1 protein-coding gene is annotated in these 14932 nt (G+C 36.3%); it reads right to left on the minus strand.

Annotated features, from left to right (window positions below; genetic code table 11):
* Positions 1–14: 14 nt before the first annotated feature.
* Entirely contained in the window at positions 15–14741 is a 14727-nt protein-coding gene (locus L6651_RS04680) for a SpaA isopeptide-forming pilin-related protein (protein ID WP_237036840.1), read from the minus strand.
* Positions 14742–14932: the final 191 nt, after the last annotated feature.

Consider the following 14932-nt stretch of genomic DNA (forward strand, 5'->3'; position numbering starts at 1 on the left):
TCGGTGATAGTCTTTTATTCTATCACCTTCTTTCTTTTATATCCTATATAGGCTGCAGTCATTAATCCTGCTCCTATTATAGCAAATATTAGTGCCCCAATTCCACCTGTAAGTGGGTATTCGGTCTTAGTGTTTTCAACCTGAATAGGTGTATCGTCAACCTTGTCGACATAAACTGGTTCTTTACTTGAAAGATTATTTAAATCAAGTTTATAGGTTAGTTCGTCAAGAGTTGTCCTGTCGAAATATAGGTCAAGTCCAATATCTACTGGATTGTTTTTATTATCTAATTGACCTGTCATCTCTACTACTATGGCTTTATTAGTTTCAATCATATCACTAGCATGAGACTGTCCAAATAGGCTTCTTACTGGATATCTTAGTACCGTAGCGTCTCCTATTTTAAATGGATTTAGAGAAACTACATCATTAAAGTCTTTTTCTTCTAAGTTATCAAGAGTTTTGCCTTTTTCTAGAACTGCGGCCTTTACTAGAGGACCTGTTTGACTTGCTACCATTCCTTCTTTATTATTTTTCCAACCATTTTCTAGGAATCTTAGATAGGTTCCTGGAGCATCAAACTTCCAAGTATCATGGTTAGGATTTATTATTATCCTTTGTGTAAACGTACCATTTTCTTTATCTACTTTTATGATTTCACTTGTAAGCTTTCCACCATCGCCTTTGGTTAGGGATGTTTTTAATGGATCTTTTTCAAGGACTTGAACTTTACTACCGTCAAGTTTAAATTCTTTAATATAACCTGGTATTAGTGTATATCCTGCCGGCGCTTTAGTTTCTTTAAGCGCATAGAATCCATCTTTTGAAATCTTTAGGCTGAAATTACCTTTCTCGTCTGACTTGATTACATCTTTATAATTTTCTAGCTTTTTGTATTCGCCATCTTGTTTTTCTTTGTAGTAAAGATCAAATTTAGCGTTTGCTAGTCTCTTGGATATATCATCACCATCTACCTTTACAAAGTTGATGTCCTTATAGTTTATAACTTCATAAGGTATATCATCCATTGGAATCCTATAAGGCTTACCAAAGTCTTCTGGTAATATACTCTTATGTTCTGGACCCTTTGCAGCTTCAAGTTCTTTAACTAAAGTTACTAAACCTTCAATAGTTTTAGCTTTTGAAATTGGTTCAAAATAAATTTTTGAATCTATTCCTATTTCGTTTAGCCTTTGGATTGCTAAGTTCTTAGCATCTGTAAGATTCTTTTCTTTTGTCTCTTTTTGAGTAGATTCTCTTGTAATCTTACCGTCCTTATCAACTTCGAACTCAACTACATATCCTTCTATCTTTCTGTAACCTTCAGGTGCATATTTTTCTACTAGGGCGTATTTGCCTGGGCTTAGCTCTTCATAGGTTACTAGTCCATCTTTGCCAGATGTTTTATCTGTACCTTCTATTTTACGATAATCTTTTGCATCTTCATTGTATTTAACAAGATAGAACTCTGCTCCAGCTAGGGCAACTCCACCTTCGTCCATTTTCCTGAATATTACTTTGTTAGTTGGGTTGATTGCACTGATTTCTAGTTTGCCTGTAGCGTCTGCCTCGTGAGTGTAGGCAAATATTTGATCCCATCTATGCATGTAGTAGTTTGCATAAGTTTGGCCATACCATTGATAAGGGCTGTATACTTTTGCAATACCCTTGAAGTATTTGAATCCTTCTTTATCTACCTTACCTGATACCTTGACAATAGTAGATCTTGTACTTGGGAAGGTACCTATCTCAGCCGCGTTTTCACTATCAGCTTCCACATTGCCGAATGTTACAGTTTGTATTTTTTTAAGATTACTATCATTTTCATTAACTCCAAATGATGCTGGCATTGTAGTGTATGAAGCTGGTGCATAGTAGTAAGGATAGTAGTTATTAACTAAATCGAAATATTCAAATTTCAAATCATTAACCGCTACATTTGGTTGATATTCAAAATAGTTATTATAACCAGTGTTGTTTCTATCTCTATTTAGGTAGATGTAGTGAACAAATTCACCAGTTTCTACATTGAAGCTTACAATCTTTGATGACATACCAAGTAAGTTGTTATTATTACCTGGTCTTGTTACATCTACGTCATAATATACATATAAATCTTTGTATTTACTTGTATCTTTTCCTAGACCAACTCCAACTTTTTGCCAGCCAGTATTCTTAACCTTGTCTAATGTTATATTTGCTGCCAATACATTTGAGAAGTCCTCTAATGTGTATTGGGCTGCATATCTTGTAAAGGTGTAGGTTATTGTGCCAGCTTCTTTATCGTACTTAGCCTTGGCTACAGTACCTATACCGTCTGCAAATAGGTTGAAATTGTCATCTGAGCCTCTCTTTACTCCTTCTAGGTCGATGTTATCTGATAATTTAAGAGTGAAGTAATCTCCCGGTTTTATCTTTGTACCATCTTTTATCTTAAAGTCTGTAAAGAATTGTAAGTTTTCTCCTATATGAGGCCTTATTTGATTATTTCCTTGATCCGTATCCTCATTAGGTCTTAGTACTTTGAGCTCTGATTTTTCTATTTCAAGTGATGTTGTTATATCATTACCACCTGTACTATTATCGTCTATATATGGGTCTAGACCATTACCTCCGACTGTGAACTGCCATGTTTGGTCTGTAAGAACGTGACCTGGAACAGTTTCTATTTCTTGTAGAATATATTGTCCTATTGGAAGTAGTTCAAAGACTAGTTTACCATTTTCATCTACAGTACCAGTGTAAATACCATCTGGTTTTTCCTTTTCGCCTGGTTCTATAGCTTCCTTACTTGTAATTCTAGTTAACTTGAACTTAGCTCCTGGAAGTAGTTTTCCATTTTCGTCAAGCTTAGTGATTTCAACTTTTCCTTTACCAGGTCTTTCGTTGATAATCTTACCCATGTTCTTGGCTGTGGCTGCTGTTACATAGTCTACTAGCTTACCACTACCTGAAGCATTTGCACCTGCATATCTTACAATACTGTTGTTTTCACCATACTCTATTGTAATAGCTCCTCTACCTGGTGTAATAGTCTCATGAGTGATTTCATTTATCTGAGCTTCTTCATAAGCTATGGTCATATAGAGTATCGGCTCATTAATTGGTCTGTATCCTTTCGGAGCCTTTACTTCTCTTAGTCTGTAACGACCTGGTCCAAGGCCTCTAAATCCAAAGTAGCCGTTGAAGGCTGAGGATACATATGATCCTGGTACGTCTTCGTAGGTGTTAGAGTTGCCGACTCTCTTTTCTAGTTTGAAGATTGCACCTTCTAGTCTGTTGTCAGTTATATTTTTACTGTTATCTCCCCATTCATCTCCTGTACCATCACGTCCATGTTTAGAGAAAGTGATGTTATAAACTTCTTCTTCGTTTATAAGGTCAAGGCCATCTTTTGGAATTTCCTTGGCATTCTCAGGTTTTGTTTCGGTATATAGACTTGAGATATCTGCTGCAGTGTGGATGGTTGCATTTGGTTTAAGCGTACCGCCCCATTTGTCAACTTCGATTGATGGAACAATCTTACCACCTTCCCTACTTAGGATACTAACTTCTTTGATTTTGCCGTCAGGTCCAGTTATATTATTAGCCTTGTAATATGCATTAAGGGCTTGGTTACCTGCTAGGAAGTTGCCTTTAGGATAATCTACACGTTTCCACTCAATTTTATTTGTTTTTTCGTTGTAGACTGCTTGATGGAACTCTCTTGGTCCATTATAGAACTTAAAGTCCATTTCAAGTTTCTTAAGGTCTTCTGGTTTGATGTCTGTTCTATCGTAAGGATCTTTTTGCTTTTTAGTATCTGGGTCTATTTCCTTAGTTGCCTTACCAGTTATTAAAGCATCGTCATAGTAACCTTCCACGTCGATAAAGTATACTCCTCCTGGTTCTAGGTTTAGAATATCTTCGTCAAATCCCCAACCAAATGGTCTCCATCTAGCTGTGTTTACCATTTCTACGTTTTTCTTAGATAAGTCGTAGTATTTTAGAACGTCATTAACATCATTTTCTGTCATATCAACCTTAGGATTGTTGATTTTGTAGGTTGTCCTATAAGCTGTCTTTAGACCTTCTTTATTTGTCTCTGGTGGAATAACATTGCCTTCTTTATCAGGTGCGTAGTCAGTTTCTTCTCTCTTATGTTTTGGAGTAATTTGTAAGTTGACCTTTTCTTTTCCACCGTAACCTCTCATATCGATGTAAATTCTTTGAACAAAGGTCTTAGCATCTGGGTCAATATGAGTTATCTTAGACTTGTATTTGATGTTAAGGTTGGTGTTAACTGTTGATTCACCATAAGATTTGTCATCATTTACAAATTGTCCAGATGTTTTTTGTGGAGCGAAGTATTCTGCTGACATCTTTCCACTATCATTCTTAACATGGATTTTCCAAACGTCTGACGCTTTCTTATAACCCTTTGGTGACTCAGTTTCTTCTACAGTATAGTAGCCTGCTTGAAGCTTGATAGGCTTGCCTGACTGGTCTAGGAAGGTTATATTACCATCTTTGTCTGATTCGGCTGTTACTGTAAAGCCTTCTTCTGGATTTTGGTAATTTGCATCGGTCTTACTCAACTTAAACTTACCACCTGGAAGACCTAGGCCTTCTCTATTTTTCTTAAATAGTTTAAGCTCGATACCAACTTGTCTGTTGATAATTTGTGGTAGTTTAGGCGTATCTCCATTGATTAGGATGTCTTTTCCATCTTCAGGTTTGAAGTTTATAAGTGGGTCTACGAACTCTTTGAAAGTAGCTTTTACTTCCACATCACTCTTAGGCATTTGGAAAGTGTACTTGTCATAGTCATTTACTTTAGAAGTTACATCTTCATTACCCACTGTTAGTTTATCAAGAACATATCCCTTATCTGGACTAACTGTTAATGTTACTTCTTCACCTTCATTTAAACCTTCTTCAGGCTCTGCACTAACCGAACCATTTGACATAGGTCCGAAAGTGACCTTGAAGCCGTCTTGTTGGGTTGAAGATTTCTTCCATGTAGCATAGACAGTTGTGTTTTTATTGACTTTAAAGCTGTCGCCTGGGTTTTTCTCTACACCATCTATAGACCATTTGTCAAATTCCCAGTCTCCTGTCGGAGCTGTAAATGAATATTCACCTGGAGTCTTTAAGGTATATTGGCCACCTTGTTTTACTCCTATTTCAACCTTTGTTCCAGAACCTTGGCCAGGTGCAATTGTAACGGTCAAGTAAGGCTTTTCTTTCCATGTGGCTGTTACAGTTGTTGGACCGTTAACAGTAATAGTTTGGCCTGGATCATATTTTGTTCCATTTACATCCCACTTGTCAAAGACTTTGTCAGTTGGTGGGGTAAGGCCTTTTGGTTGTGGTAATTTATAGCTTGTACCAACTTCAACAGTTTGACTTTCCATTGATCCTGATCCTTCGCCTGGGCTAAATGTTATTGTAGCCTGAGCTGGTCCCGGATCTCCCCAAGTTGCTTTGATTTTTACACTGGCACTTAGGGTTATTTTTTCACCTGGTTGCTTAATTTGTCCACTTACATCCCATCCCTTAAACTCTAGGTTTTGTGGATGAGTAAATGTGTTGGCAGGTAATTCGTATTCTGTATTTCTTTCACGACTTACTGGTTCCATAGATCCTTGACCACCATTTGGATCAAAGGTAACTGTTACAAGGTCTTTTACTTTCTTTGTAATCAAACCAGGTGTTGTATCAAGGTTTACATCTGCACTTGATTGGTCTGGCTTATATTTCATTACATTATGAATAGTGTAGTCAGTATTATCTGATGCAGTATTCTTTAAGTTAATTGTGTAACTTAAGTTTAGTATTTGGCCTTTTTTTAGGTTGATACCAGTCAAGTTAAATCCGTTAGTTGTAGTGTTGTTTATGTTTCCATAATTTGCACTTGGGCCTTCTTTAATCTTAACTTGATCAGTTAGACCAATGTTAATGCTTGCATTATTTACTATATTTGCATCTTCTGATGGAGTTCCTTTTAGGTACTCATCTTTCATAAGATTTGATTCTAGGAACCCCTTGTAAGAGTAGATACCATTTGCTGTTTTTGATGTATCCTTCTCAATCTTCCAAGTTCCCGAGTTGTTACCCATGTATTCTTCATAATTTGTCCATTGACCAGATTTTTGTTCTATATGAAGAATGTAAGAATCAAAGATCTTATCCTTATCTTGCTTGCCTGGATCCCTAAACGGCCAGTTATTATCAGCTATATAGTATTTCTTAAAATCTCTATCCCAAGAATTTGGTAGATAGTAGGTAGCTTTAGTGACATCAAAGTTTGCAACGTTTAGAACAATTCTCTTGTCGTATTTTTTGCCATTTCCTACAATATTGTTGTAGTAATTATTGATGTTTCCATTTAATACTTGTGAACCATCATCCGTACTGTTTCTATTTGTTGGTCTTGCACTTATACCCACTTTTCCTAAAATATCTTTAGCTGTAACATTGTTCCTATCATTAAAGGCGTTAGTTTTCATGTTGTAGGTGAATGAGTTTGCAGAATTGTATAGGTTCATAAGGTCTTGATTATAAGATCCTAAAACTTTTGCGCCACTCTTTGAGTATTCAATAAATGTTATATCTATATTGGCGTTATTAGCTTTGGCTTTTTCTGCCAAATCTGTCAAGAATTTGTTAATATTCTTGTCTATAGTAGGTGTGTCTGCTGTCTTTATATTTGTAGCAGCATCTCTTGACCTATCTATCATGAATACATATTGTAAATTCTTACCAACTAGTCCTGTGTTTCCACTTTCTTTAGGTTTAACAGATACATTTATTGTTCTTGTACCATCTGTAGTATCAACAGCTCCTGCATTTACTTTAATAGTTGCATTGCTAGAGTCTACATCATAGTTGATTTCACTTATATTGCTTGCTCCTACTGGATTGCCTACTAAGTTATCTCCTATTTCAAGTCCTGCTGTCATGTTCAATAGGTTTAGTTTCATTGAACGTGTTGCTAATGCAATAGGACTTGTGTTTCCTCCTATGGCATTTGGACCATCTGCTAGATAGTAGGATCTGTCTTTGCCTGTAGAATCTTTGTTTTCTGGAAGTGGTTCTAGGTTAACATCATTAATAGAGTTATACTTTTCCGCTCCCCATGCAGTTCCCCTATTTATGAAGTCCATTCCTAAGCCAAATGCACCTGAGTTAGGTAGACTTGATTCTACTTCTACCATAAGGGTCTTACTTTGGCTAACAGTGGTATTGATTACAATTCTATCAATATCTCTGCCATCATTGGTTCTCTTTGTTCCTATCTTATGTGTGAATGGCACATCATTTCCTGGACTTACAATTTTGTCAGGTTCTGAGTCTGCTCCTACTTCCTTAATTGATAAAATCTTAGTATTTGAATCTGAAAGATTTTTATCTTCTGGATATGAGTGGATTTGAAGCTCTGGATTATCCAAGTAATTTCTTGCTTTATTTAAAATAAATACTTGTTTGAACTTCTTGTTTGCTATATCCACTTCAGTAATATAGGTCTTAAGAGCCTTGCCTGCGTTATAAGGGTTGGTATCATAAGAAGCTTGTCTTCTATCCCTACCTGCATTAGGCGAATTAAGGTCATTTACCTCTTGCCATTGTGGTCCACTTGGCTGTGGCTTTGTACCACCAGGATTATTGTCTCTAAAGTAGATCTTGCCTTCTTTGGTGACTGTGACTGTCCAGGTTGTGTCTTGGTATTCATAACCTAGGGCAGGTCCTGTTTCTTTTAAGGTATAGACACCTGGTGTTAGGTCTTTGAACTTTACATAGCCGTCTTTATCGGATTTTTCCCATTTTTCTGCCCTTGATGGTTTTGGTCCTTGAAGCTTGAAAGTTGCTCCTGATATAGCGTCTGCTGTATCAGAATCGTTCTTCTTTTCTTTAACCTTTTGGACTCTGAAGTTGTATCTTTCTTGAGTGTTTGATACGTCTAGGGAGTCTTCTGATATATAACCACCCTTGATATCTTCTTGTTTTTGGTCGCCTTTTGGCTTAACTAAGTCTCCTTCAGGAATTATTCCTACACTTTCGTAGTAGTCAGATTTCCAGTAGACTGTGTTATTTGCTGTAAGGTCCATACCAGTACCTACTCCACCGTCTTCTGATGTGTAAGGTACTTTAACGTCTATTACTAGAGGCTTGCCAGACTTAACAGCTTCTTTAACAGAGTCTGAGAAATTCAAGGTCATCCTTTTTTGGTTGCCTGAATATTGTATAGAGCCTGTAGTTATATCTTTCTTACCTGTATTAATTTCTAAGGTATCTAAGCTGTAGGATCCTAGTCTTAGGTCTTCAACATTACCTACTGCTGGTCCGTCTTTTAGTATAAACGCCTTGATATCTTCAGTGCCAGCATACCAAGTCATGTTGTTATACCAAGGTTTTTCCCTGTGAATAATAGCATTGTCTAGGTCCATGGCTGCTTTTTCTGGATTGATGATATATCTTTGAATGACATATTTTTTATCTTTATTGATACCGATAATTCTAGTACCCATTTTGTATGGGTCTCTACGGTTATCTACATAGCCACCCCATCTGTTGTCGTAAATGTCCCAACCTGTAAGTGGTCTATGGGCTACGTCAACCCATTTTGTGCCATCATCATCACCAAGTAGTGATTGGTTGACTGTATCATCTGTTCCTTCTTTTTTTCCTTCTACATAGTTATAGATTTTAGCTTTATTTTTACCACTTTCTGTAGTTACTTCTACTACCCACTTCTTGTCAAGCTTCTTATATCCTGATGGAGCTTCAATTTCTTGAAGGATATAGGTGCCTTTTTCTAGTTTCCTATCAAAGGTAACTTTACCATTTTCATCTGAAGTTCCAGTTGCAAATGGAGTATTTTCTCCTTGCTTAGTTAGAGTAAATTTAGCTCCTTTAAGTGGTTTGTTTTCGTCATCTTTTTTATAGACGTTGAAGTCTGTTCCCGTTGGTTTATTTGTAATATCAATATTTATATTGTTACCAACGATGGACTGTCCAGTAGCATTTAGTCCAGTTTCTGTAATAGTTACAACCCCTTGGGAGTTAACGTTAATTTGCCATACAGAGTCTACCTTACTGTATCCTTCTGGTGCTGTGACTTCTTCTAGTCTGTAGTTACCAGGTCTTAGGTTTGTGAAGTTTATCTTACCATCTTGGTCTGTAGTCCTATAGATGGTCCTATCATCATCACCTGTTAGGGAGAATACTGCTCCTTGTAGAAGTGTATTTCTATCAGCATCATTTCTCTTTGTGATTGTGAAGTTACCTGGTGTATATTTCTTATTAATTAGCTTAACTTTTTGAATATAGAACTTTGGTACTTCCTTGCCTGTTTGGTCAGCTATAGCTCTATTTTCGTTAACCTTTGTTGTGAAGGCTGATTCTAGGTTGCCGTTTGTCATGTAGAAGGTTCTCCAAAGTCTCTTCCATCTTGGCATGTCAGTAACTTTAAAGGTTTGTTCTATTACATAACCTTCATCTTGCCCTGATATTGCAGGCATCCTCAATCTCAATGGCGAGAAGGAGTTAATCGTACCCTTTGATTTTATTTCGTCTGGGTCGTAATCAAGAGTTATATTGCCTTGCTTGTCAGACCTAATCCTATTATCTGGATTAATCGCTCTAGAATATACCATTGTATAGGTACCAGGGTCTTGGTCTGGCCTAATACCAAAGGATAGTGGCATGTTGTGTTCGTTTGTAAGTTTACCATTATAAACTGATGGTAGAACACGGTAGACTTTTACGTCTTGTAGCTTGAAGGCTGGCATTTCACCTTCTATTGGCCATCTTGCAATGTTCAAATCGTTTCTTCTCTTGGTTGATGACCAGTTGAACTTTAGCGTCCTTGCTCCTCTGTGACTATCCACTAATGGGTTGTAGTAGGCTATGGCTGTTACATACCATTCGTTTCCTACTTGATACACGTCTCTAAAGTAATAAGATTGAGCTGGTGTACTATAGCTTGTATCATAGGTTTCATAGTTTGAAGGTATAGCCGCTTCTGAACTTTGAAAACCGGTTACACCTGTCTTTCCTGGCTCTACTACGTTTGTAAAATAGTAAGTGCCGTTATTTTGTGCATAGAATTTAGATGGGATAATACCCTTTATTTCTAGCTTGAAGTTTGTATACTGGCTTGAAACATTGTCATTAAATACATAGGTTAGAGTATTGGTGTTGTAGTCGAAATATGGTTCTGCTACAACTACTCCCTTTTCATAGGCTTTAGGCATGTCATTTACGTATTGAGTAAAGTCTAGGTTAGGGTCAAATTGAATTTTAAGCCTTGATCCTGATGACACATTTGAAAGGTCTATATCAGCATTGTATTTTAATGATTCATAGCGGTAGGCTTCCCAAACTCCTGGCCTAATACCAATGTCACCTGGTTCATTTTCCCAGATTTCAAGCTTGTTTACCTTTACATTTGTAACTATGGTGTCAGATGGGTTTTGACTTGATTCTTCGTTTTCTATGATGTAGTCATAGCCATTTACTGGTGTACCCTTGCCATCTTTAAATCTAGCCTTATAGGACACTTTGTTGGAAGAGTCTACTGTAACATCAAATACAATATTTGATTTTAGGTAGCCGTCTGGAGCTGATTCTTCTTCAATTACATATTTTCCTTCTGGCATTTCTCCAAAGATCGCCCTACCTTCGCTGTCAGTACCAACAGTCTTTATGACCTCTCCCTTTTCATCCATTATCTTAAATCTAGCACCTTGTAGTTTGTCTTTATTTTGGTCAATTTTGTCAACTTGTACAGGTCTAGTTTTGAAGGATTCGTTAGTTATTGTTATAACTGATTCTGATGTGTCTCCCTTGCCTGAAATGGTGACAGAGGTTTGGATTTTAGCGTTGTTTTTAACAAAATCGTTGTTACCGTCTGTTAGCCAGTTGAAAGTTAAGCCTGGTGCTGTTGCGTCTGCATTCTTTTGGCCTTCCACCTTGATCAAGAATCCCCATTCATTTTCCATTCTTTTCTTTGGAATTTTGATTTGGTAGCCAGTGTCTCCTGTGTAACGGTCTGTAAAGTTTTTTTGTCCTTTTATGGTGTCCCAGTGTTCTTCATTTATAACATTGATTCCTAGGTTTGATATTTTATCTACCGTTTGATTTTCCATGGCAGTATAGACTGTGTTTTTCCATGTAGTGTTAGGATCAACGTCAAACATTTCAACGTTTGTTATACTTCCACCTGTTGGAACTAAAGATATTCTAGTATCTCTATTTGTTGTACCTCCTTTTGGGTGTAGGTATATATAGGATACTGTTTTACCGTTATTATCTACTGTTCCGTAGAAAGACGCATTCATATAGTCTGGGTAATTTTGGTCTTCTGCATAGCCAGTAGATGCTTTTCCTCCTGCTAGTGTAGCATTAGGAGATTGGCCTATGTTTACTCCGCCTTGATTATCTACTGTAACTTGTATATCGTCGCCAACTTTGTATCCTGCTGGTGCATTTGTTTCCACAAGTGTGTAAGAACCTGGTAAGATGTTAGAAAATTTTGCCTTACCATTTGAGTCAGTAGTTACTAGTCTGTCGTCTGTTCCTGTATTTGCACCTAGTAATTTGAAGGTCGCGCCTGGTAATTTTTTCTCAGTACCATCTTTGTTCTTATTCTTGTCAATTTTTACAATTGAGAAAGTGGTTAATTTTTCATTTACATCTTTAGTTGCTCTGTTGTGGATAAAATATTCTTTTATATCAGCTTTGCCAAAGTAGTTGGTGTTTTCGTAATATTTTACAGCATTATTACCTTCTCCTTCTGTCTTTGGTAGGTCTTGTACAACTTTTGGCATTGTTTTTGTTGCTTTACCATTGTCAATTGACCATACTTTGACATTTGGGATGGTGAATTTTCTGCTATTTTTATTTTGGTCTTGTTCTTCTGGAACAGTAACTCTAGCATCCCCTGCTTTGATGGTTTGCTCTGGCATATTTGTGCCTGGAGCTAATGACCATTCTTGGTTAACGTAGATATCTTGGAATCTTGAGATAGCTACTCCACCAAGGGTTAATGGTGCTGGGTCATTGTCACTCCCTACTTTCGCTTTATATTCATAAACAGCAATAGTTCCTACATCTTGGTTGGTATTTGGATTTGTTCCTTTTTCAGGAATTTTTGTAATTTGTTCTTCACTCTTTTTAGCAACCATTTTACCTTCATTGTCAAGGCCATAAACTGCTATATATGATGGACTTGCCAACTCTTGTTTATTCGTTTCAAACTTTCTTGTTTCTAATGGAAGCTTCGTTTCTGTGTCGCCAGTTGAAACTGCATCAGTTACAGTCCACTTAGTCATAGTATTTGAAGTAAACTCACCAAAAATAGTAGTTCTATTGTTCATACCAACTCTATTTGGAGTTGCATCTGAAATCTTATCTGTGTTATAACCTTCATCTACTATAAATCTCTTAGCTCCAACTTTGTTTTGATTTGTAAGGGCTAGTGAGAAGTCCATCATGTACTTTGCTTGTACATCTGTAGCCTTTGTATAGAAGGTATAGGTTATTTCTTCCACTCCATTTTCTGTTAGATTATGGTGTTTAGAGTCAACTATGCCAAGATTTCCACCAAGTTGGTCAGTTAATTCAACATCTTTTCCATTCATCTTGACTTGTTCGATATCTCCAAGACCTGACCCCTTTACCGTTGTAAAGTTAGCCTTGTATCCTAGTGACTTCAAGTCTGTATTTGATGTTATCTTGAAAGTCCAGTAGTATCCCTTTAGTTGTTTGTCTTCGATATGTGGTGTTGAATAACCATCTAGGTATACCTTGTAGTTTTTGTTATCTGGTTCTACTATCTGAGTAACATCATTTCTACCTGACTCTATAATTTGATGTACTATTTCACCATTTTTATTAACTTGAGTTGGTATTAAATCTTTCGGGTTAGTCACTCCAAGTCCTGTTACCTTGTTAGTAACTGTAAATGTACCATCTTTATCAAGCGTTATTTTTGATGGGTTATAGTCCACTGGTATATTTAGAGGGATTTCGACTTTTTCAGGAATTTTCCCGTTCATTTTATATGTTATAACGTTTGATGTCTTATCATATGACGGTATCGCTATTTCCCTTTGATTATATATTATTGGCGGCAAAGAACTAGGATCGTTTACAGTAAGCTCATCGTCCAAATGAATTTTAAAATATTGATAGTCTTGAATCGGTCCATTAATATTTGACGTTTGGAAGATTGTTCTTACATTAAACTTCTTACCTTCAAGATTAAGGTCTCCAGCTCCCACAGCTTGTGGGTTTACTTCTGGGCCAATGTCTAGAAGCATAGATGGTCTAAAGTTTTCATCAGCGTCTTTTGCAATTAAAGCTTTTATGGCGTCGCCATTGTCGTCCATTAGCTTTAATTGTTCCTCTCTTGAAAGGTTGTACTTTTCTTCGAAGCTATTTAGAAGTTTTTGGATTTCTTCTAGTCCATTCTTTTCGTCTTTTAGTGCAGCTTTTAGTTCTTTATCTGCCTTTTGTAGATCTGTAAGGCCGAAAAGTTTTTTTATTCCTTCTACTACGCCCTTTTTCTCTTCCTTATTATTAGGGTCTTGTTTTATCTCTTCTTTTGTTTCTTCTAAAGCTTTTTCGAATTCTTGAACTTTTTCGTCTTCTTCTGCTGTAACTTCTTTTTTATCATCTATTTTATTTTCTTGAGGAGTTTTTTCTTTTTGTTCTTTTGTTTCTTGAACATTTTCTTTTGTTTCTTCTTTTTCTGTTGCTTCTGTTGCTTTTGTTTCTTCAGTAGCTTCTTCTGCTTCTGTTTCTTCTTCTACTATAGTCTTACCAAGTTCTTCTACTTCTTTTTCTTCTTGGTCTTTTTCTAGTGAAGTTATTTCTGTTAAAACCTTGTTGTCGTCTTTAACTTGTTTTGACTCAAGTGTAAAGATGTATTTGTATCCTGGGTCTAGTTCGTCTAGGTTTAGTGAAGTCACCTTGTTTTCGTCTTCGTGGGCTTCTTCTAGAACTTCTTCAAAAACTTTTTCTACTGTGATTGTGTCTTCGTCTTCTTCTCCAGAATAAACTTTTTCTACCTTTATAATGTCTAGGTCTTTTACTTCTTCTTCGCCTTTGAAGCTTAGTAGAAGTTCTTCAAGGTCTTTGTAACTATTAACAAAGATTTCTTTTGTTAGTTCTTCTTCGTCTCTTTTTAGAGTAAGTGTTTCGTTCTTTGTGCTTTCGTATTTATTTTCTAGGTCGTTTATAACTAGTGGTACTGAAAGCTCGTCATATTCCTTGTAGTTTATTGTAAGTAATACTTCTACGGGTTCTAATTCTTGAAGTTTTTCTTCTTTATATAACTCATAGTTTTCTCTATACTCTTTTATGATTTTGTTAAGTTCGTCTATATTGGAGAACTCTTCTAGATTTTCTCCTTTTATAATAGAAACTTTGCCTTTTTCATCTTTTTCTACAAATGTGTAGTCTTTGATGTCAAAGTCTTCTTCTGAACTCATCACAAAAGGTCCTCTTAGAAATGCAAAGCTATCGTCTTCCAGTCTGTTGACGTAGTTAAGCTCTAAAGGACTGAGTTTCTTTTTTACTGCAGGGGAAATTATGGTTTCTGAATGTGCATCGTTCTTCATTTCCTCTGTCTTTGTTTCTGTTGGCAAGTCGTTCGTGTTTTGAACCGCCATTACTGGTTGCACTAATACTTGTAAAACAAGTATCAAACTTAGTAGGCCCGATGATATTCGCCTAAATGTTTTGCTGTTCATGTCTCCTCCTGAAATATTTTCTATTATGATTTGATTTCTTTATCCTAGCGGAACGATATGATATGCTCCACGTCAAAAAATCGTTATTAGTAGCATAACAATGAATTAAATAATTTTAGTTAAAAAAAATTACAAGAATTGCAAGTATACATTCTTTTAAATTGCTGTTGTTAAATTATTGTTGAATAAAA

The organism is Mediannikoviicoccus vaginalis (assembly GCF_928097925.1).
GTDB classification, from domain to species: Bacteria; Bacillota; Clostridia; order Tissierellales; family Peptoniphilaceae; genus Mediannikoviicoccus; species Mediannikoviicoccus vaginalis.

What these genes read in the sequence shown, in the direction of transcription:
- L6651_RS04680 (WP_237036840.1), bottom strand. Translation starts at nt 14,741, where the DNA reads ATGAACAGCAAAACATTTAGGCGAATATCATCGGGCCTACTAAGTTTG.